The organism is Rubrivivax soli (assembly GCF_049810355.1).
In the GTDB taxonomy this organism is placed as follows: Bacteria; Pseudomonadota; Gammaproteobacteria; order Burkholderiales; family Burkholderiaceae_C; genus Rubrivivax.
Genome location: NZ_CP187368.1, coordinates 3,919,981 through 3,940,785 on the forward strand (window position 1 = coordinate 3,919,981; position 20,805 = coordinate 3,940,785).

At 67.6% G+C, this 20,805-nt stretch carries 19 protein-coding genes; 11 read left to right on the forward strand and 8 right to left on the reverse strand.

The genetic code is table 11. From position 1 onward, the window contains the following. Positions 1-354: 354 nt before the first annotated feature. Genes ACPOLB_RS17915 through ACPOLB_RS17935 form a run of 5 tightly spaced genes read right to left on the reverse strand, consistent with a single transcriptional unit; the run spans position 355 to position 4,636 of the window. Entirely contained in the window at positions 355-1,422 is a 1,068-nt protein-coding gene (locus ACPOLB_RS17915; RefSeq protein WP_425257377.1) for a GNAT family N-acetyltransferase, read from the reverse strand. Next, positions 1,419-2,645, reverse strand: a complete 1,227-nt coding sequence (locus ACPOLB_RS17920; RefSeq protein WP_425257378.1) for a DegT/DnrJ/EryC1/StrS family aminotransferase — start codon at positions 2,643-2,645, stop codon at positions 1,419-1,421. Before ACPOLB_RS17920 ends, ACPOLB_RS17915 begins: the two co-directional genes overlap by 4 nt. Continuing rightward, positions 2,642-3,514: a hydrolase 1, exosortase A system-associated gene (locus tag ACPOLB_RS17925; protein ID WP_425257379.1), complete on the reverse strand. Its 873-nt coding sequence runs from the start codon at positions 3,512-3,514 to the stop codon at positions 2,642-2,644. The genes ACPOLB_RS17920 and ACPOLB_RS17925 overlap by 4 nt, the downstream gene beginning before the upstream one ends. Positions 3,515-3,518: 4 nt before the next feature. After that, positions 3,519-4,370 (reverse strand): hydrolase 2, exosortase A system-associated, encoded by an 852-nt coding sequence (locus ACPOLB_RS17930; RefSeq protein WP_425257380.1) that lies wholly within the window; start codon positions 4,368-4,370, stop codon positions 3,519-3,521. An 8-nt stretch (positions 4,371-4,378) separates the two neighbouring features. After that, on the reverse strand, positions 4,379-4,636 hold the full coding sequence (locus tag ACPOLB_RS17935) for a phosphopantetheine-binding protein (protein ID WP_425257381.1): 258 nt from the start codon (positions 4,634-4,636) through the stop codon (positions 4,379-4,381). 195 nt (positions 4,637-4,831) lie between these two features. Here ACPOLB_RS17935 and ACPOLB_RS17940 point away from each other — a divergent pair, with 195 nt between their 5' ends. From ACPOLB_RS17940 to ACPOLB_RS17970, 7 genes are all read left to right on the forward strand, one after another. Then, positions 4,832-6,403, forward strand: a complete 1,572-nt coding sequence (locus ACPOLB_RS17940; protein ID WP_425257382.1) for an acyl-CoA ligase (AMP-forming), exosortase A system-associated — start codon at positions 4,832-4,834, stop codon at positions 6,401-6,403. Beyond that, positions 6,400-7,632, forward strand: coding sequence for a pyridoxal-dependent decarboxylase, exosortase A system-associated (locus ACPOLB_RS17945; RefSeq protein ID WP_425257383.1), 1,233 nt, complete (start codon positions 6,400-6,402; stop codon positions 7,630-7,632). The genes ACPOLB_RS17940 and ACPOLB_RS17945 overlap by 4 nt, the downstream gene beginning before the upstream one ends. Before the next feature lie 4 nt (positions 7,633-7,636). Next, positions 7,637-9,007, forward strand: coding sequence for a right-handed parallel beta-helix repeat-containing protein (locus ACPOLB_RS17950; RefSeq protein ID WP_425257384.1), 1,371 nt, complete (start codon positions 7,637-7,639; stop codon positions 9,005-9,007). 106 nt (positions 9,008-9,113) lie between these two features. Next, on the forward strand, positions 9,114-9,434 hold the full coding sequence (yajC, locus tag ACPOLB_RS17955; RefSeq protein WP_425257385.1) for a preprotein translocase subunit YajC: 321 nt from the start codon (positions 9,114-9,116) through the stop codon (positions 9,432-9,434). A 57-nt stretch (positions 9,435-9,491) separates the two neighbouring features. After that, the gene (gene secD / locus ACPOLB_RS17960; protein ID WP_425257386.1) at positions 9,492-11,381 is read left to right on the forward strand and encodes a protein translocase subunit SecD; all 1,890 of its coding nucleotides are present in this window, start codon (positions 9,492-9,494) and stop codon (positions 11,379-11,381) included. A 2-nt stretch (positions 11,382-11,383) separates the two neighbouring features. Next, positions 11,384-12,418 carry a protein translocase subunit SecF gene (secF, locus tag ACPOLB_RS17965; protein WP_425257387.1) on the forward strand — a complete coding sequence of 345 codons (1,035 nt, stop codon included), beginning with the start codon at positions 11,384-11,386 and terminating at the stop codon, positions 12,416-12,418. Between the two features lie 45 nt (positions 12,419-12,463). Next, a complete protein-coding gene (locus ACPOLB_RS17970; RefSeq protein WP_425257388.1) occupies positions 12,464-14,845 on the forward strand; it encodes a DUF1631 family protein in 2,382 nt (793 codons plus the stop codon). 18 nt (positions 14,846-14,863) lie between these two features. Here the strand turns inward: ACPOLB_RS17970 and ACPOLB_RS17975 are convergent, their stop codons facing one another. The 3 genes from ACPOLB_RS17975 to ACPOLB_RS17985 form a co-directional block, all read right to left on the reverse strand. Next, a complete protein-coding gene (locus tag ACPOLB_RS17975; protein ID WP_425257389.1) occupies positions 14,864-15,316 on the reverse strand; it encodes a DUF494 family protein in 453 nt (150 codons plus the stop codon). Between the two features lie 77 nt (positions 15,317-15,393). Then, entirely contained in the window at positions 15,394-16,527 is a 1,134-nt protein-coding gene (gene dprA, locus ACPOLB_RS17980) for a DNA-processing protein DprA (RefSeq protein WP_425257390.1), read from the reverse strand. Between the two features lie 20 nt (positions 16,528-16,547). Then, on the reverse strand, positions 16,548-17,714 hold the full coding sequence (locus ACPOLB_RS17985) for a LysM peptidoglycan-binding domain-containing protein (protein ID WP_425257391.1): 1,167 nt from the start codon (positions 17,712-17,714) through the stop codon (positions 16,548-16,550). Between the two features lie 233 nt (positions 17,715-17,947). Here ACPOLB_RS17985 and def point away from each other — a divergent pair, with 233 nt between their 5' ends. The 4 genes from def (at position 17,948) to ACPOLB_RS18005 (ending at position 20,734) form a co-directional block, all read left to right on the forward strand. After that, complete coding sequence (gene def / locus ACPOLB_RS17990) at positions 17,948-18,460, forward strand: peptide deformylase (RefSeq protein WP_425257392.1); 513 nt, start codon at positions 17,948-17,950, stop codon at positions 18,458-18,460. 14 nt (positions 18,461-18,474) lie between these two features. Then, positions 18,475-19,416, forward strand: a complete 942-nt coding sequence (gene fmt, locus ACPOLB_RS17995) for a methionyl-tRNA formyltransferase (RefSeq protein WP_425261942.1) — start codon at positions 18,475-18,477, stop codon at positions 19,414-19,416. A gap of 100 nt (positions 19,417-19,516) precedes the next feature. Beyond that, positions 19,517-19,867, forward strand: coding sequence for a hypothetical protein (locus ACPOLB_RS18000; protein ID WP_425257393.1), 351 nt, complete (start codon positions 19,517-19,519; stop codon positions 19,865-19,867). Between the two features lie 132 nt (positions 19,868-19,999). Beyond that, the gene (locus tag ACPOLB_RS18005; protein WP_425257394.1) at positions 20,000-20,734 is read left to right on the forward strand and encodes a head GIN domain-containing protein; all 735 of its coding nucleotides are present in this window, start codon (positions 20,000-20,002) and stop codon (positions 20,732-20,734) included. The last annotated feature ends 71 nt before the right edge of the window (positions 20,735-20,805 follow it).

The window sequence follows — 20,805 nt, forward strand, 5'->3', positions numbered from 1 at the left end:
TAGATGCTTGAGCACTGTGCAGGTTGATCGGTCGGTTATTGCAGACAGAATTCAATGTTAATCGAGTGGGGCTGAGTGTTGTAGCGTGCTTGGCCACTCCGCACCGAAACACTTCCGAGTGGCATCGCCCGAGCGCCACGCCTGTGCTGCGAGCGTACGTGCTTGTGACGTGGATGCCCATACTCCCTCGATGCTGGCGCTCCCGATTGCGTTGGCTGCCGCCGATGGCGCACCCATTGTGGCTAAAAGATTGGGCAAATTTACCAGGGAACTGAGTTGTGATCATCAATCAGTCGCTCATATCGCGTTTGGCGATGCATCCTTGCAATTGATAAATGCACCCACTATGACTGCTCAGTTCGAATTCGATGACTCTTCAACCCGCTGCGTATGGAGTCGGTTAAGAAGCTGCTTCAGCCGACGCATTATCTCCACTGCCTTCATCCAGCCTTTGGATCTGAACGCCGAGAAGTAGTAGAGTGTCCGTTCTTGATCTGTCCAACGCTTTGTCCACTCCATTGTTCGACCGTAAAACTCAATACGTTTTATCAATGAATCCCCCCACAGCCAGCGGAGTTGATCCTGACGCATCAGTGCGGCAGGCGATAATCCTTCCATCGATTCGTCGTAGGTGATCTTGAGGACGATGAGTTCGCGCTCATTACGAATGCATAAATCGATGGCCACTGGTCGCCCACCAATGCGGTACCTGAACACAATGGCTTGCCCGAGTTCACAGAGACCTTCAAGCATCCTCTCATAGAACCTGCCTTGTGGCGTACCCGCTCGAATTGCGGTGCCCGCCTTGCCTTTCCATCCGCTTGTTTCGAGTTGACCATACTCGAGGAGTGCTTGCATGATGTCTGCTCGCTCTGTCAGGCACTCTAGGGCAGCATCTGTTGCGCTGCTCCGTAGGCGATTTCTCTGCGTTCTGCAGTTCTGACGCAAGCTCTTGCTGCGCGAGTTCCAATAATCCTCGTAGGTTCCTTGTATTTCGATGTGAGATGTGATGATGTGGCTTTGTGTCTGCCAATATGGTCCTTGTGGCAATCTTGCCATCAATCGTGGATCGAGTGGCCCGATATCAAGCTTCAATGCAATCCCCGGCAGCGTACGCAATAGCGTGAGCGTCAGTTCAGGTAACACATCACCGGAATCACTCAACCACGCACCCAGTGGCAACTGGGACGGTTTGAATGTTTTCCAAAACCCGAAACGGGGCTGATACAATATTGCTCCGGCGATCAAGCGATCGCCTTGCCGGCACAGCGCGAGGATCTCGTCACCGTTGCCGAGTTCGTCTATCAAAGGAAGCAGAAATGACGAACTCATAAACACAACATCGCAGTACTGCCGTGCCAAGCCATCCCACACATTAACGTGGGAGACTAGGTTGCTCGCGGGTGCGAAGGTCCAGTTCATGGTGTCGAGGTGCTTCGCGTATCAAGCGTAAATCGTTTGTCCTCTGTGAATACCTCCAAGAGTACGCGAACCATCCATGTCAACTCACGCTCACCAATGTCTTGGTGGCAAGGAATCTGCAAGACATGGTGTGCCCAAGTCGTACCGTAATCACCTGCATCCTGACTGGCTCCAGCCCAAAGGCGATCCCAGCGAAATACAGGAATACCCTGAGCGCGAAGTCGCTCACAACCCGGGTCAGGTTGATCCACCCAAAGAGGAAACATGTATGGTACTACTCCTTCAGGCAGGTCGGGGAAAAGAGGTCGCAAAACAGATGAATGCCTTAGTTCCTCAGAAAGCCGTCTGTAATTGGCTCGGCGGCGATCCACTACGCGGGCGCGCGGTAAGCTCTTGGCAACCCATCGGCTAGGTGCGGTAGATTGGCGTTTCGCTAGGCTCGAATCGAAATACTTGGTGTTGCTGCGCGCACTGGCCTTGGGAAAAGGAGATTCGATGTCGCTAGATCCAGATTCAGGCCGGGCGCCAGTTCCGCGGATCCACCGAATCAGGCTTGAACCACCCATCAGCATCTGGTTCAATCCGGGTAATGCACCGGCCATCGCGCCGATCTCGGCGATATCCTTTATTGCGTGAAGAGTTGCTTTGAAGGTGCGACTGCTCAGCCGAGGTGGTTGTGCAGGGCCATTGAGCAGCAGGATGCCACCGTCTGCTGCAGGAAGGAATTTAGGCAGACTGGCGATCGAGGCATCGCCCCAGTTTCCGATAGGCCTTCCGTCAACAAGACCAAACATTGCGTGGGCACAATCCTCCAGTAGCGCGATGTTCCGTTGGTCGCACCAGCGGCGCAGTTCAGCCATTGGAGTAGGAAAGCCAAACAAGTGTGTGGCGTGCAGCACGCGCACTCGAGATATGTCCAACCTATTCAAGATCTCAAACTTGGGGTGGCCTCGACTATCTATGGGGTAGAAGGCCAGTCGCGCACCCAATGTTGCTGCAGGCGAAATCATCGTTGGGCAATGATAGTTTGGTAGCAATACACCATCGCCCCGTTCTACTCCGAGCGCAAGCAACGCGTGAAAAATGGCGGCGCTGCCGCTGCTTGTGAAAATTGCATCTGACCGGTCAAGGATGCTGCTGACGCCTGCATCTTTGGGCCCTAGCATCGAACGCCAGCCAAAAACGGGCAGCCTCGGTACGCTCGTGATCGCGTTTGTGATCACGGCGACTTCGCAGTTCGTAGCGCAGTAAGCCAGTCAATCGTCGCTTGTTCCACGACAGCCTTCGATCCTGGTGCTGAGCAGGTATGGTCAGCTCCAAGGACTATTTTGGTCTCCGCAGGATGCGCTTGAATTGCCTTCTGCCAATTCTCACTGCTGGCTGTGAAATTTTGAAACTCTCGACCAGTGAAGTCGTTTTCACTGAGAAGCAAGAGAACAGGTCCGCGAAAATTGGCCCAGCCGTTAGCCATTTTGTCTTGAAAGCTGAGAATGGCAGTACTCAGCCTCTTTGGTGATCGAAAAGTGGCATGTAGGCTATGCAAAAAATGATTCAGAGCGCTCCATGCCACCTTGCCGCTAAACAACTTGCGCCAAAAGGTGCCTTGCACCAAACGTTCAAAGTAGTAGTGTCTGATACGCGTACGTGCCTCGCTGCTGGTGGAGCGGATCCATGGGTTAAGTAGTGCGATGCCTGCTACCCGAGGATCGCTACGTTCATGGACATACAGCAAGGCCGCACTGGCGGCATCGCAAAGGCCCCATAGCGCGACGCGCCGCAAGCTAGGTCGCGCCTCTTGAAATGCCGTCACCGCTGCGGCTATGTCTTCGCTAATTTGCTGAAACGTATGCAAATCGCCGGTACTGTCACCCATCCCACGCACATCAAAGCGCAAGACTGGGACGCCGCTCATAGCCACTTTGCGAGCCAACTGTACAAACTGCCGGTGACTGCCGACGCGGTACTGTGGCCCACCAACAATGATCAACAAACCGAGATCTGTCGTGGCGCATGCATGTGCATCGTCAGAAACGATGCCGATCAACACTTCGCCTTGGCACTCAATCTTCAGTGCATACTCGGTGGGGCTCATACTGTCATTCGCCAGACTTCAAACCGGCAGGAGACAGCAGCGCACGAACAGTGGTGTAAACCAGCACAGGAGCGTCCTCAATCTCTTGCGTTTGCCAAAAGGCAGGGCCCGACACCGCCCAAGTCTGCGCATCGCACATGTCCGCATTCCACTTGTCTACTTGCGCGAGCGACGCCGGCAAGAGTTCTGCCGGTTCCCGCGCGACGACTTCCAGCCACCGCACCGTCCGCACACGCTCCGGCAACTGAAGCACAGCCTGCTCCAAGCCAACGGCGACAGCTGCGGGTAGGCGGTAGCCAGCAACCCCGACGTCATCGCCCGCAGCGAGAGCTTGGCGGCTTCGGGCCATTGCCTCTTTGGCCGATCCGTCCAGCAGACCCGCTGCCGCCGCGTTAAGGCGCAGGAACTGATTTAGAAGCAGCTTCCCGGAGAGCGCGGGTTGCCAAAGCAGGAGGCTGGAAGCCCTCGGACACATCTGTGCCGCTTGTGACGCTACCAATGCACCTGCGCGCAGGCCCCACCACCACATGGGTAGTCCAGGGTATCGGTTCATCAACCAATCTGCTCCAAGGAGGGCGTCCTCGATCCAGTCTGACCATCCGGCGTCTGAGAGCTCACCACTGCTGTCGCCGCATCCGAGCAAGTCGATCTGAAGGACCGCAAATCCGGCTTGGGCCATGGCCCGCGATGCCATGGCCGCCATGCGCCGGGACTTGTTTAGCTCCTCTGCAAACGGGTGAACGTATAGCACTACTCCCCGCGCAGGCAATCCTCGTGGCGCATGGTGCACACAAAACCGCTGCCCGCCAGACCTGCTAGCAGCACGGATGTAGAAGGCATCGAAAGCGGTTGCCACAGCGGCTCTCAGCCGCCTCGCTTGGACAGAACAAGATCCACCAATGAGCCAACGCTTGCGAAGGTCTCACCATCGATGTCGTCGTCGTCAATCACAATGTCGAACCGCTCCTCGAGGGAAGTGATCAGCGTAACGACTGCCATTGAGTCAAGCTCAGGGAGCGCACCCAACAGTTGGGTCTCGCGCGAGAACCCCAATCCGCGCCCTCCAAGGCTCAGCACCTCGTCCAATACGCGCGATACGCCTTTTTCTAGGTCGAGAGTCATAGTCCAGATGAAGCGTGTGGTCCTGGTGATTCTAGGCGCCGGAGCGGCCGTGGCCTGCAGGCCACCTGCCTGCAGTCGCAAACAACATCACGGCCCCGGAATCGTCGCTGTCGCAGGCTCTGTAGTCGCGAAAACCCTGTGCCATACTCATTTTCGCGACCTACGGGGAGCGTGCAACTAGGCCGCGATGCCACCATGCCTGAAGCCACACTACTCCACGATCTCATCCTCGCATCCGCCTTCCGATCCGCCGCAGCACCTGCGTTGACTGACGGGCGATCCACGCTTAGTTACGCCGATTTGCTTGAGGCCACAACGTCCTTCGCGAGCGGCTTGATGCAACTCGGAATAGCGCGCGGTGCTCGGGTTGGCATCTACCTGGAGAAGCGATCTGAGACCGTGATCGCAAGCTTTGGTTCGACTTCGGCGGGAGCCGTCTTTGTGCCCCTCAACCCAGTGCTGAAGCCTGATCAAGTGGGCTACATCCTGCGGGACTGCGACGTGCAGGTGCTTGTCACCTCCCCCGAGCGCGCGGTCATGCTCGCTCCGATTCTTCCGGCGTGTCCCTCGCTGAAGCACCTCGTGGTGACAGATTCCGGCCCGTTAGATCTGGATTGCATTCGTTGGGCGACAGTGCTTAATGCAGATCCCATCGCAGGCCACCGTGTCATTGACACCGACATGGCGGCAATTCTGTATACGTCCGGAAGCACCGGTCGTCCGAAAGGAGTGGTTCTCTCCCATCGCAACATGGTCGCTGGTGCCAAGAGCGTGGCCGGCTACCTTGAGAACGAAGCGTCTGACACGCTGCTGGCGGCCCTGCCGCTGTCGTTCGACGCCGGCTTCAGCCAGCTGACCACCGGCTTCCATGCCGGCGCACGCGTGGTGCTGCTGAACTACCTGCTGCCCAACGACGTGCTGAAGGCGATGGCGCGCGAGCAGGTCACCGGCATCACGGCGGTGCCGCCGCTCTACATCCAGCTGACGCAGCTCGACTGGCCAGAGGCGATCGGCCAGCACCTGCGCTACTTCGCCAACACCGGCGGCCGCATGCCGCGCGAGACGCTGAACGCGCTGCGCCAGCGCGTGCCGCGCGCCCGGCCCTTCCTGATGTACGGCCTGACCGAGGCTTTCCGCTCGACCTACCTGCCCCCCGAGGAAGTGGACCGGCGCCCGGACTCGATCGGCAAGGCGATCCCGAACGCCGAGATCCTGGTGCTGCGCGAGGACGGCAGCGAGTGCGCGCCCGACGAGCCGGGCGAGCTGGTGCACCGCGGCGCGCTAGTCGGCCAGGGCTACTGGAACGACCCCGAGAAGACGGCCGAGCGCTACAAGCTGCTGCCCGGACGCCCTGGCGGGCTGCAGCTGCCCGAGTACGCGGTGTTCTCCGGCGACAACGTGCGCCGCGACGCCGAGGGCTTCCTGTACTTCATCGGCCGCCGCGACGAGATGATCAAGACCTCGGGCTACCGCGTCAGCCCGACCGAGGTGGAGGAGATCCTCTACGCGACGAAGCTCGTCGGCGAGTGCGCGGCCTTCGGGGTCGACCACCCGACGCTGGGGCAGGCGATCCAGGTCATCGCGACGCCGGCGGCCGACACGGCGCAGCTCGACGTCGCTGCACTGCTGGCCGCATGCCGGCTGCACATGCCGGCGTACATGGTGCCGGCCGGCGTGCAGGCCGTGCCCGGCCCGCTGCCGCGCAACCCCAACGGCAAGATCGACCGCAAGCGCCTGGCCACCGAATGGACGGAACAGCAAGCATGACAGCCAAGCCCGTGCACGACACGATGGACCAGTTCGCGCTGCAGGGCGACGAGCTCAGCGTCGGCGGCGTGCCGCTGACGCTGCTGGCGCAGCGCGTGGGCCAGACGCCGTTCTACGCCTACGACCGCGGTCTGCTGCGCGCCCGCGTGGCTGCGCTGCGCCACGCGCTGCCGGCGGGCGTAAAGCTGCACTATGCGATGAAGGCCAACCCGATGCCGGCCGTGGTGGGGCTGATGGCCGGCCTGGTCGACGGCATCGACGTCGCCTCGGCCGGCGAGCTGAAGGTGGCGCTGGACGCCGGCGCCGACCCGGCGGAGATCAGCTTCGCCGGCCCGGGCAAGCGCGACGCCGAGATCCGCCAGTCGGTGGCGGCCGGCGTGCTGGTGAACGTCGAGTCCGAACGCGAGCTGCCCGTGCTGGCGCAGGCCGCGGCCGACATCGGCCGCAGCGCGCGCGTCGCGGTGCGCGTGAACCCCGACTTCGAGCTGAAGGGCTCGGGCATGAAGATGGGCGGCGGGCCCAAGCAGTTCGGCGTCGATGCCGAACGCGTGCCGGCGCTGCTGGCGCAGGTCGGCGCGCTCGGTCTCGACTTCGAAGGCTTCCACCTCTTTGCCGGCTCGCAGAACCTGCGGGCCGAGTCAATTTGCGAGGCGCAGCAGAAGAGCTACGAACTGGCGCTGCGGCTGGCCGACGCCGCGCCCTCGGCTGTGCGTTTCCTGAATCTGGGCGGTGGCTTCGGCATCCCGTACTTTCCTGGCGAGCGGCGCCTGGACCTGGCGCCCATCGGCGCCAACCTGGCGGCGCTGCAGGAACGGGCGCGGCGCGAGATGCCGGCCGCGGCCTTCGTGATCGAGCTCGGGCGCTACCTGGTCGGCGAGGCCGGTGTGTACGTGGCCCGCGTCGTCGACCGCAAGGTCTCGCGCGGCCACGTCTACCTGGTGACCGACGGCGGCCTGCACCACCACCTGTCGGCCTCGGGCAACTTCGGCCAGGTCGTGCGCAAGAACTACCCGGTCACGGTGGGCAACCGCGCCGCGGCCGCCGAGCGCGAGCTGGTGTCGGTGGTGGGCCCTTTGTGCACGCCGCTGGACCTGCTGGCCGACCGCATGGAGCTGCCAACGGCCGCCATCGGCGACCTGGTCGTCGTGTTCCAGTCGGGCGCCTACGGCGCGAGCGCCAGCCCGCAGGCGTTCCTGGGTCACCCCGGCTGCGTCGAAGTCCTGGTCTGAGGCGGTGCGGCGCGCACGCGGGCTGCTGGCCGGGCTGCTGCTGGCAGCGGGAGTGGCGGCTGCGGCGCTGATCGCCTGGCAGCAGATCGGCCGCAGCGCCGCCGACGTCGTCGAGCACGCCCGGCAGCGGCTGCAGGGGCATCCCGTGCTGGCGTCCTGGGCCACGCCGGTGCTGGACGCCGCGGCGGCCTGGCTCGACCTGCCCGACACCCGGGACGGCGGGCCGCCGTTCGTCGTGCCACCGCTGCCGCCCAACCCGGCCACGGCGCCGGCGGCGCCGTCTGCCGCTGCGGACCCGCGCATCCTCCGGGTCGGCCCGACCCGCGCGCTGCAGCGCATCGAGGCCGCAGCGCGGATCGCGGTGGACGGCAGCGTGATCGAGATCGATCCCGGCGACTACGTGGCGGACGTGGCCGTCTGGACGCAGGCCGACCTGGTGCTGCGCGGCCTGGGCGACCGCGTGCGCCTGATCGCCGCCGGCGCCCACGCCGAGGGCAAGGCGATCTGGGTCTTCCGCGGCCGCAATGCCACCGTCGAGAACATCAGCTTCGTCGGCGCGCGCGTGCCCGACCGCAATGGCGCCGGCATCCGGCTCGAACGCGGGCGGCTCACCGTGCGCGGCTGCAGCTTCCTCGACAACGAGACCGGGCTGCTCACCAGCGACGCGCCCGGCACGCAGCTGGAGGTGGTGCAGTCCGAGTTCGGCCACAACGGCCACGGGGACGGGTTCACGCACGGCCTGTACGTGGGGCGCATCGACAGCCTGCGGCTGACAGGCAACCACTTCCACCATGCCAACGTGGGCCACCTGGTGAAGAGCCGGGCCCGCTGGAACCGCATTGAGTACAACCGCATCACCGACGGCCCCGGCGGCCGCGCCAGCTACGAGCTGGAATTGCCGAACGGCGGCGTGGCCGAGATCGTCGGCAACCTGGTGCAGCAGGCGCGAAGCACGCGCAATTCGGTCCTCGTCTCCTACGGCGCCGAGGGCTACACCTGGCCGCAGAACACCCTGCACATGGCCCACAACACGCTCGTGAACGATGCCGCCTGGGGTGGCACGTTCGTGCGCGTGGCGTCTGGCGCGACCGAAGTGGTGCTGCGCAACAATCTTTACGTGGGCAGCGGCAGGACGACAGCGGGCGCCGCGGCCGATACCGCCGGCGACCGGCGCGCGCACCGTGCCGACTTCCTCGACCCTGGCGGTCTGGACTACCGGCTCAGCGCCCGCGGCGTGGGGACCGCCGGCACCCCGGCCCCAGCGCCGCTGGCCGCCGGATTGCTGCCGCGCTTCGAGCCCGCCCCGGTGCCCGGCGCCTTGCCGCTATGGCAGGCGCCGCGCTTCGCCGGCGCCCTGCAGACGGTCCCGCCTTGAGCCCCGGCTGTTGCCAGCGCACCCGGATCTGGCGGGGCCACCGGCGGGCACTTTAGAATGACGGGTTCGCCTGCATAGGCTGCAAACCACCGACAGGACCCCCACCGTGTTCATTTCCAACGCCTACGCCCAGACCGCCGCCGCAGGCGGCGCCGAATCCAGCCTGATGAGCCTGCTGCCGCTGGTGCTGATGTTCGTGGTGCTGTACTTCATCATGATCCGGCCGCAGATGAAGAAGCAGAAGGAGATGAAGGCCATGATCGAGGCGCTGGCCAAGGGCGACGAGGTCGTCATCGCCGGTGGCGTCGTCGGTCGCATCGCCAAGCTCGGCGACAGCTTCCTCGACATCGAGGTCGCCAACGGCGTCGAGCTGCAGGTGCAGCGCGGTGCCGTCGTGCAAGTGCTGCCCAAGGGCACCTTCAAGTAAACCGCCCCGGCGCGGCGCCCCGCCGGCCGGGGCGCGCGCCGCGTGCCAGGAACCCCCATGAACCGCTATCCCTGGTGGAAGTACGCGATCCTCGCGGTCGCGCTGCTGATCGGCCTGCTCTACACCGTGCCCAACCTGTACGGCGAGGCGCCTGCGGTGCAGGTGTCCTCGGGCAAGGCCACCGTGAAGATCGACGCGGGCATGGTGCAGCGGGTCGAGCAGGCGCTGCAGGCCGCCGGCCTGCAGGCCGACTTCGTGCAGTTCGACGGCAACTCGGTGCGCGCGCGCTTCCGCGACACCGACACGCAGATCAAGGCCAAGGACGCGGTCGCGAAGGCGCTGAACCCCGACGCCGCGAACCCGAGCTGGATCGTGGCGCTGAACCTGGTGTCGCGTTCGCCGGCCTGGATGGCCAGCCTGCACGCGCTGCCCATGTACCTGGGCCTGGACCTGCGCGGCGGCGTGCACTTCCTGATGCAGGTCGACATGAAGTCGGCGTTGACGAAGAAGGCCGAGTCCTTCACCGGCGACATGCGCACGCTGCTGCGCGACAAGAACGTGCGCCACGCCGGCATCACCCGCGATGGCGACAACGTCGAGGTGCGCTTCCGTGACGCCGCCACGCTGGCCACGGCGCGCAACCTGCTCGCCGACCAGCTGCCCGACCTGGCCTGGACCGAGGCCGCCGACGGCGCCGACCTGAAGCTGGTGGGCACGCTCAAGCCCGAGGCCGCGCGCCGCGTGCAGGAGCAGGCGGTCAAGCAGAACATCACGACGCTGCACAACCGCGTCAACGAACTGGGCGTGGCCGAGCCGGTGATCCAGCAGTCGGGCCTGGACCGCGTGGTCGTGCAGCTGCCCGGCGTGCAGGACACGGCCAAGGCCAAGGACATCATCGGCCGCACCGCGACGCTGGAAATCCGCATGGTCAACGAGACCAGCGAGGCGCGCGACGCCATCACCGGCGCCGGCCCGGTGCCGTTCGGCAGCGAGCGCTTCCTGGAGCGCGGCGGCCAGCCGGTCATCGTCTACCGCAGCGTGGTGCTGACCGGCGAGAACCTCACCGACGCGCAGCCCGGCTTCGACAGCCAGACCCAGGAACCCACCGTCAACCTGACGCTGGACGCCAAGGGCGCGCGCATCTTCAAGGACGTCACGCGCGAGAACGTCGGCAAGCGCATGGCCATCATCCTGTTCGAGAAGGGCCGGGGCGAGGTCGTGACGGCACCCGTGATCCGCAGCGAGATCGCCGGCGGCCGCGTGCAGATCAGCGGCACGATGACGACGCAGGAGGCCAACGACCAGTCGCTGCTGCTGCGCGCCGGCTCGCTGGCGGCGCCGATGGAGATCATCGAGGAGCGCACCATCGGCCCGAGCCTGGGCGCCGAGAACATCGACAAGGGCATCAACAGCGTGCTCTACGGCTTCGCCGCGATCGCCGTGTTCATGTGTGCCTACTACCTGCTGTTCGGCGTGTTCAGCACGCTGGCGCTGGCCTTCAACCTGCTGCTGCTGGTGGCGGTGCTGTCGATGCTGCAGGCCACGCTGAGCCTGCCGGGCATCGCCGCCATCGCGCTGGTGCTCGGCATGGCGATCGACTCCAACGTGCTGATCAACGAGCGCGTGCGCGAAGAGCTGCGCAACGGCGCCTCGCCGCAGGCGGCGATCAACGCCGGCTACGAACGCGCGTTCGCGACCATCCTCGACTCCAACATCACGACGCTGATCGCGGGCCTGGCGCTGCTGGCCTTCGGCTCGGGCCCGGTGCGCGGCTTCGCGGTGGTGCACTGCCTGGGCATCGCGACCTCGATGTTCTCGTCGGTGATGTTCTCGCGCGGCCTGGTCAACCTCTGGTACGGGCGCAAGAAGAAGCTCAAGAGCGTGTCGATCGGCCAGGTCTGGCGGCCCGACGGCGCCGTCGTGGCGCCCAAGGGCGAGGGGAACTGAGCATGGAATTCTTCCGCATCAAGCGCGACATCCCGTTCATGCGCCATGCGCTGGTGCTGAACGTGATCTCGTTCGTCACCTTCGCGCTGGCCGTGTTCTTCCTGGCCACGCGCGGCCTGCACCTGTCGATCGAGTTCACCGGCGGTACCGTGATCGAGGTTGCCTACGAGCAGCCGGCCGACCTGAACCGCACGCGCGCGGCGGTCGAGTCGCTGGGCTTCGGCGAGGTGCAGGTGCAGAACTTCGGCACCTCGCGCGACGTGATGATCCGCCTGCCGGTGCGCCCGGGCGAGAAGCAGACCGAAGTCGCCGGGCGCGTGTTCGAGGCCCTGTGCAAGGCCGAAAGCGGCGCCACGGGCACCAAGGAATACACCACCGACAAGGGCGAGCAGGTCAGCCGCCCGTCGTGCAGCGTGGCCGGCGGCGCCGAGCCGCTGAAGCTGTCGCGCACCGAGGTCGTGGGGCCGTCGGTCGGCGAGGAGCTCACCTGGGACGGCCTGATGGCGCTGGGCGCCACCGTCATCGGCATCATGGCCTACCTCGCCATCCGCTTCGAGTGGAAGTTCGCGGTCGCCGGCATCATCGCCAACCTGCACGACGTGGTCATCATCCTGGGCTTCTTCGCCTTCTTCCAGTGGGAGTTCTCGCTGGCGGTGCTGGCGGCCATCCTGGCGGTGCTGGGCTATTCGGTGAACGAGTCGGTGGTCATCTTCGACCGCATCCGCGAGACCTTCCGCAAGATGCGCAAGATGACGACGCCGCAGGTCATCGACCACGCCATCACCAGCACCACCAGCCGCACCATCATCACGCACGGCTCGACGCAGATGATGGTGGTGTCGATGCTGCTGTTCGGCGGCCCGACGCTGCACTACTTCGCGGTGGCGCTGACCATCGGCATCCTGTTCGGCATCTACTCGTCGATCTTCGTCGCGGCGGGCATCGCCATGTGGCTGGGTGTCAAGCGCGAGGACCTGGTGAAGGTAGGGGCCAAGGAGAACGATCCCAACGATCCCAACGCCGGGGCCGTGGTGTAGAGTCGGTCACAACTACACCTTCCTGCCCGACCGACTGCGCTGCCCATGGCGACTGGCGAATCCACTGCGAATCTCGCCAGCCAGGCACGGCGCCTGTACACCGAAGAGCTGGTCAAGGGGCTGGTGGGGCTGGTGCAGGCCGCGATCGACGGCGCGCGCATCCTCTTCGACAAGCCCTCCGAGCACGCCACGCAGCTGCGCCGGCGTGACCTCGTGCAGGGGCTGATGACCGGCGCGCAGGGCTGGCACCGCGGCATCGTCAACGGCCTGCGCCACGTGATGCTGCACGGCGCCTCGGCGTCGCGGCCAGGCGACCTGCCGCAGCCCGGCACGCTGGGCGGCGGGCCGCTGCAGCTGGTGGACGACGACACCATCGAGCTGGAGATCGTCACCTCGCGCCTGGCGCTGGCCATCATGGACCGCGCCTCGTGGGAGTTCGCCGACCTGCGCTCGCGCATCGCCCACCTGGAGCGCCGTGCCGAGCTCGACCCGCACGACATGCTGCGCGCCCACGTGCTGGCCCGCATCGTCTTCGAGTCCTGGCGCGCCGCCGGCCTGACGCTGGAAGGCTGGCGCGAACTGCAGCCGGTGCTGCACGAGGAGTTCGCGCTGCTGGTGGAGGAGTCGTACCACGAGACCAACCGCTGGCTGGCCGAGCGCGGCGTGCTGCCCGACGTGGACCTGCGCCCCTTCATCCGCCGCTCGCGCGGCAACCCGAACCCGTCGTCGGGCACCGGCTGGGGCGGTGGCAGCGGTGGCGGCTTCGGCGATCCGGGCGCCAGCGGCGGCCAGGGCCACGGGCCGGCGTCGGGCTACGCTGCGCCGTCGGCCTACGGCCACCACTCCAGCGGCGGTTATGCCGGCTCGGGCGGCGGCGGGCTGATGCGCAGCGCCGTCGGCGACGAGACCCGCATGATGACGCGCGCTGCGCCGCTGGCCCGCAGCCGCGACCACGCAGAGGCCGTGCTCGGCCGGCTGAACCGGCTGGTGGGCCGCCACGTGCCGGCGTTCGCGCAGTCCAACCACGTGCCGGCGATGTCGGCCGGGCTGTCGCGCGCCATCGACAACGCCCAGGCCGGCATCCGCCAGCGCCTGGCACCGACCACGATGCGCGGCGACGCGCTGGTCACGACGCCGGTGATGCTCGAGGAGATGCACCAGCGCAAGCAGGTGCTGAAGAAGGCGGCGGCGAGCCCCGAGGAGCGCGCCACCATCGAGATCGTGGCGCTGCTGTTCCAGAGCATCCTGACCGAAGAGCGCATCCCCGCCACCGTGCGCGTGTGGTTCGCGCGGCTGCAAATGCCGGTGCTGCGCGTGGCTGTGAGCGAGCCCGACTTCTTCGCCACGGTCGACCACCCCGCACGCCGGCTGATCGACCGCATGGGCGCCTGCGTGATGGGCTTCGACAGCGCCACGCAGGGCGTGGGCGACGCGCTCGAGAAGGAGATCAAGCGCGTGGTGCAGGTCGTCGAGGCCTATCCCGACACCGGGCGCCGCGTCTTCCAGACCGTGCTGACCGAGTTCGAGAAGTTCCTGGAGCACTACTTCAAGAACGAGAACGAGGCCACGCGCAAGGGCGTGTCGCTGGCGCAGCAGGTGGAGCAGCGGGAGACGCTGGCCATCCAGTACACGATCGAGCTGCGCCGCATGCTCAACGAGGTGCCGGTGCAGGAAGGCGTGCGCCAGTTCCTGTTCCACGTCTGGGCCGACGTGCTGGCCACCACGGCCGTGCGCTACGGCGCGCAGGGCGACCAGACCAAGCAGATGAAGCGCGCCGCGGCCGACCTGATCTGGAGCGCCAGCGCCAAGGTGACGCGCGAGGAACGGGCCGAGGTCATCCGCCGGCTGCCGCCGCTGCTGAAGTCGCTGCGCGAAGGCATGGCCTCGGCGGGCATGGACACGGCGCGGCAGGACGAGCAGATCCAGCAGCTGAACAACTCGCTCGCCGCGGCCTTCACGGCCAAGGCGGCGGTGATTCCCGACGACCGGCTGCGCGAGCTGATGGAACGGCTGGAGACGCTCGAAGAGCTGCTGCCCGACGCTGCCGACGTGCAGATCGACGAGTCGATGGTGCTCGACCTCTCGGGCCACCAGAGCGCCGGCCTGGAGGTGGTGCTCGACGGCGGCTCGATGCCGACGCCGGCCATGGTGGCCTGGGCGCGCGAGCTGCAGGTGGGCAGCTGGTACATGCTGGAGTACCGCGAGCACACCGAAGCCGTGCAGCTGGCCTGGCAGGGCATGCGCAAGCAGCTGTCGCTGTTCGTGTCGCCCAAGGGCCGCTGCGTGCTGTTCCAGCAGCACCGGCTGGCGTCGTTCCTGCAGGCGGGCCTGCTGCTGCCGGCGCAGGACGAGGCGCTCACCGTGCGCGCCACGCGCAGCGCGCTGGCCAAGCTGGATGTCGACGCGTCGCGCCTGCTGAGCCAGTAGCCGCGGCCGTGCCGCGGCTCAGTGGATCAGCCGGTCCTCGGCCGCCACGAAGAGCTCGTCGAGGATCAGCGCGTCGGGCTCCTCGCCCAGGCTCCAGAAGACCATCAGCACGATGATCTTCAGGTCTTCCAGTTCCATCGGGCCGCTGCCGACCGCGGTGGCGCGGTCGATCACCATCTCGCGCATCGGCGCCGGCAGCACGCCAGCGCTCTCGAGGAAGCAGATGAAGCCGATGGACTCGTCGCCGAGCAGTTCGCGTTCGCTGTCGGAGTAGACGCGGATGCTGCCTGCGGCAGCACTGCCGGCGCAGGACTCGGCGCTGCTCGCCAGGCCTTCCAGCCAGCGCAGCGCCTCCTGGATCTCGTCGGACTCGAAGCCCACGGCCGACAGCTTGCGTTGCAGCTGCTGCGGATCGGGGCAGGCGTCCGGCCGCCAGTAGTTCTCGTAGAGGTACACCAGCACGTCGAACATCGACCCACTATACCCGAGCACTTCGGCCGGGCCGCGGCCATCGGCGCCAGCCTTTCACGCTCTGTGCCGGGCCGCGCTCAGCCGCGGTGCAGGCGCTGGAACAGGCCACCCGGCAGGCGCGCCACGGCGCCGTCGAGTTCCATCTCCAGCAGCCGTGCCGACAGCGCGGCCGTGGGCCAGCCGCAGCGCGCCTGCAGGGCGTCCAGGGTGGCCGGCGTGTCGCCCAGGGCGTCGAGCAGCGGGTCGGCGTCTGCGGGCGCGGTGTCCTCCGCTGCCGGGGGCGCCGCCAGAGGCCGGCGCTGGCCGCGCAGTTCGTCGACGATGTCGGCGGCCTCCTGCACGAGCTTCGCGCCTTGCTGGATCAGCGCGTGGCACCCCTTGGCCTGCGGCGCGTGGATCGAGCCCGGGATCGCGAACACCTCGCGCCCGGCCTCGCTGGCGAGCCGGGCCGTGATCAGGGAGCCCGAGCGCAGTGCCGCTTCCACCACCAGCGTGCCCAGCGACAGCCCTGCGATGATGCGGTTGCGCTGCGGGAAGTTCTCGGGCAGCGCCGGCGTGCCCGGTGCGTACTCGCTGACCAGCGCGCCGTGTTCGGCGATGCGCGCCGCCAAGGCGCGGTGCGCTTTCGGATAGACGGTGTCGAGGCCCGTGCCCACCACCGCGATGGTGCCGGCGCGGCTGTCCAGCGCACCCGCGTGCGCGGCGCCGTCGATGCCCTGCGCCAGTCCCGAGACGACGACCAGCCCCGCGTCGCCCAGCGCGCGGGCGAATGCGCGTGCATCCTCCAGCCCCTGCGGGGTGGCGTGGCGGCTGCCGACAATGGCCAGGCTGTCGGCGCCCAGCAGCGCGAGGCTGCCCTGCACGTACAGCAGCAGTGGCGGGTCGGCGGTCTGCAGCAGGCGCGGGGGGTACAGCGGATCGCCCAGGGCCAGCACGTGGTGCTGCGGGCTCGCGTCCAGCCAGGCCAGGGCCGCCTGCAGGCGGGTGTCGACGACCTCGGCCGGCCGGGCCAGCGCGGCGGCGGCAGTGGCGCCGGCGACCTCGCGCCAGGCGCCCGCACCGGCGGCCAGCACACGCTGGGGCGCGCCGAAGGCGGCGAGCAGGCGGCGGGCCGAGGCGCGCCCGAGCCCTGGTGTTTCCAGCAGCCGCAGCCAGGCAGCGAACTCGTCGCGATCGAGCCCCGCCGCACGCACGGCCGGCGCCGCGGTCATGCCGGGCTGGTGCACGCCGGTCAGGGCTGCGTGAAGCGGTCGCCCGGCTTGACGGGTTCGTTCACCGACAGGATCAGCGCGTAGCTCACGCGCTCGAACACGCGGAACACGAACAGCAGCCCGTGGCGTTCGTCGGGCAGGCGCATCGCGGTGCGCTTGCCGTCGGTGCGGTCGACGGCGAACACGCCGCTGCGCCACAGCGCCAGCACGTGGCCGCGTTCGACACCGTCGACCGCGCCGCGGTTCAGCGCGACGATCTGGTTCTGGCCGGCCGACAGCGCGTCGCCGTACAGCGAGACGATCAGGCCCTCCATCGGCTTGCTCGGCGCATGCGGCACGAAGGCCGTCAGGTCCTGTTGCGGCACCGGCGACAGGCGGTCGCCGACGTTGGCCTCCAGCCGTGTGCTGCTGACGCGGAAGGTCGACGGCACCACCGGCGACACGTTCTCGTCGCCGGCCTTCTCGTTGACTGCGGTGCCGACGTAGCGGCCCTCGTAGCCCAGCACCTCGCGCGTGACGGGGTCGCGCAGCTCGCGCGGTTCGCGGAAGAGGCGGAAGTCGCGGGCGCCGCGCAGGTCGCCGCGCACGTAGGCGGTCTCGCCGCGCGAGACCATCACGCGGCCCTCCTGCGTGGCCACGATGCGCGGCGCGCTGGCGAGTTCGTTGGTGTTGAAGACCACGGCCTCGTTCAGGAACGGGCCGATCAGGTGCAGCGGCACCGAGGCGATGGCGCCATTGTCGAGCAGGTCGGTGCGCACGCGCGGCGACAGCTTCACGGTGCCGTCGGGGCCCAGGCCGGCGTCGCCGATGCGCAGCGTGGCGCGGCCGTCGGACTTCACGAGCGTCAGCACCTGCCCCGGGTAGATCAGGTGCGGGTTGCGGATCTGGTCGAGGTTCATGCCCCACAGCTCGGGCCAGCGCCAGGGGCTGGTGAGGAAGAGCTTGGAGATGTCCCACAGCGTGTCGCCGCGCTGCACGGTGTGCGAGTCGGGCGCGTTCGGCGCCAGCTCGGACAACGGCACGCCGGCCTGCGCCACCTGCTGCGCCGTGCTGCGCATCTGCGGCGTGATCGGGAAGTTGGGTTCGGCAGCCAGCACGGGTGCGCTGGCGACGAGGCCCCACGCTGCCGTGCCGAGCGCAGCAACCGCGCTGGCGATGGAGGTGCCATGACGACGGCGAGGGCTCATAGGACTTTGGTCTCCTGGCAAGGACGCACACCGCGAGCGGGTGCCACAATCTTGCCTAAAGGGCAGCGAAAATGCTCACTTGATTTGGCAGATTCTGCCCGTAAACCCTTGATATCGCAACGAAAGTGAGACCGGCCGCCGTGCCTCGTGCAACCCTTCACGGTGCCGGGCGTTGTGCCTCTTCCACAGCTGTTGCGAGCTGTTTCCGCTGCCCGCTGCAGCGGCATTGATCCATGGCCCGACTTCCCATCCTGCGCTACCCCGATCCCCGCCTGCACACCGTGGCCCGCCCCGTGGCGGCGGTGGATGCGCGCATCCGGCAACTCGTCGACGACATGCTCGAGACCATGTACGGCGCCGATGGAGTCGGCCTGGCCGCGACGCAGGTCGACGTGCACGAGCGCGTCATCGTGATGGACACCTCCGAGCAGCACGACCACCCGATCGTGCTCATCAACCCCGAGATCGTCGCGCGCAGCGCCGAGATGCGGCTGGCCGAGGAAGGCTGCCTGTCGGTGCCGCAGATCTACGACAAGGTCGAGCGCCACGCGCAGGTGACGGTGCGTGCCACCGGCCGCGACGGCGAGGTCTTCGAGATGGAAGCCGACGGCCTGGCCGCGATCTGCGTGCAGCACGAGATGGACCACCTGCTGGGCAAGGTGTTCGTCGAGTACCTCAGCAGCCTCAAGCGCGACCGCATCCGTACCAAGATGCTGAAGAAGAGCCGCGAGGAGCAGCGCGGTTGATCGACGCCACCGCGCTGCGTGTCGGCTTCGCCGGCACGCCCGAGTTCGCCGCCGTGGCGCTGCGGGCCCTGCTGGCTGCCGGTCTGCCCGTGCCGCTGGTGCTGAGCCAGCCCGACCGCCCCGCGGGCCGTGGCATGAAGCTGCAGGCCTCGCCGGTGAAGCAGTGCGCGCAGGCGCACGGCATCCCCGTGGCGCAGCCGCGCAGCCTGCGGCTCGACGGCAAGTTCCCCGATGACGCGGCCGCGGCGCGCCAGGCGCTGCAGGCGGCCGACCTCGACGTGCTGGTGGTGGCGGCCTACGGGCTGATCCTGCCGCCCTGGGTGCTGCAGACGCCGCGCCGCGGCTGCCTGAACATCCACGGCTCGCTGCTGCCGCGCTGGCGCGGCGCGGCGCCGATCCACCGTGCCATCGAGGCCGGCGACGCCGAGACCGGCATCACCATCATGCAGATGGACGCCGGCCTGGACACCGGCCCGATGCTGCTGTGGCAGGCGCAGCCCATCACAGCCGACGCCACCACCGCATCGCTGCACGACACGCTGGCCGCGCTGGGCGGCCGGCTGGTGGTGCAGGCCCTGCAGACGCTGGACACCCTGCGGCCGGTGCCGCAGCCGGACGCCGGCGTGACCTACGCGCACAAGATCGAGAAGGCCGAGGGCGCCATCGACTGGCGGCTGCCGGCGGTGCAGATCGAGCGCCGCATCCGTGCCTTCGACCCGTTCCCGGGCTGCAGCGGCGTGCTCGCCGGAGAGCCGGTCAAGCTGTGGCGCGCCGCCGTGGTGCCGGGGCAGGGCGCGCCGGGCACGGTGCTGGAGGCCGGCGCGGGCCGCCTCGTCGTGGCCTGCGGCGATGGCGCGCTGGAGCTGCTGGAGCTGCAGCGCACCGGCGGCCGCCGTGTCGCAGCGCGCGACTTCCTGCACGGGCACCCCGTGGCGCCTGGCAGCGTGCTGGGCTGAAGCACGGGGCGGTGCGCCGTCGCGTGGTGCACCGCCCCGCGCTCAAGTCGGCCGGCGCGGCGGCCGATATCTCCGGCAAGCCCCGCCACCGCCACCGACCATGCGCCGCCTTGCCGTCCTGCTGCTCACCTCCGCCCCGCTCCTGCTGGCTGGCTGCGACATGCTGGGCATCGAATCGGCCAGCGCGGTGGCCGGCCGCAAGGAAGCCGAGGGCAAGGCCGTCGGGGCTGCCTGCCGCCACGCGGCGCGCGCGATCGAGGACTGCTACGCGCTGAACAAGAAGGCCGACAAGGCCGCCGTCTTCGCCGGCTGGCGCGAGATGAACGACTACATGCGCGAGAACAAGATCGAGCCCGTGCTGCCCACCGCCGCGGGCGCCGCGCCGACCAAGCTGGCCGACGAGTCGGCGAGCGAGGAAGACGAGCCGCCGGCGTCCAGGAAGGGCGGCTGACGCCTGCCGCCGCCTGCTGCGGCGGCGACACTTCGTCGCGCCGCGCCGCAGATCGTCGCATCGGCCGCGCGCCGCGCAGGCCGCCACGGCACAGTGCCTCCATCGCAGCACGATGGCACCACGAGGCACTCCATGCAGATCTTCTCCTCCCTGCTCCTGACCGCCGGCACCTGCCTGGTGCTGGGCTTCGCGCCCCCGGCCTCGGCCGCCACCACGGGCTCGGGCCGCATGGCCACCGAACAGCGCGCCGTCAGCGGCTTCGAGGCCGTCGCCACCACGGGGTCGATCGACCTCGTGCTGCGCCAGACCGGCAAGGAAGCGGTCGAGGTGCAGGCCGACGACAACCTGCTGCCACTGATCGAGACCGTGGTCGAGCGCGGCAGCCGGGGTCCCACGCTGCAGGTGCGCCTCAAGCGCGGGGAGCGCGTGCACAACCACGGCCAGATCCGCGTCACGGTCGACGTGGTGCAGCTGAAGGCCGTCAGCACCGCCGGCTCGGGCGACATCGTCGTCGACGGTCTGAAGACACCGTCGTTCCACCTCTCCATCGCCGGCGCCAGCGATGCCCGGCTGAACGGCCTGGCCACCGAACTGCTGGACCTGCGCATCTCGGGCAGCGGCGACGTGCAGGCTGCCGGCACCGCCACCAGCGTGAAGCTCAGCATCGCCGGCAGCGGCGACGCCAACCTGGCCGCGCTGGTGGCCGATGACGTGCACGTGCGCATCGCCGGCAGCGGCGACGCCAGCGTCACGGCCAACAAGGTGCTCGATGTCTCGGTGGCCGGCAGCGGCGACGTGCGCTACGGCGGCAGCGCCACCACCGTGAAGAGCTCCACCGCCGGCAGCGGCACGGTGAGCCGCCGCTGACCCGGCGCCGCTGCCGAGCCGGCATCGTTGCAGCGTTGCCCGGCACTTCAGCGTCATGCCGCAATGCAACA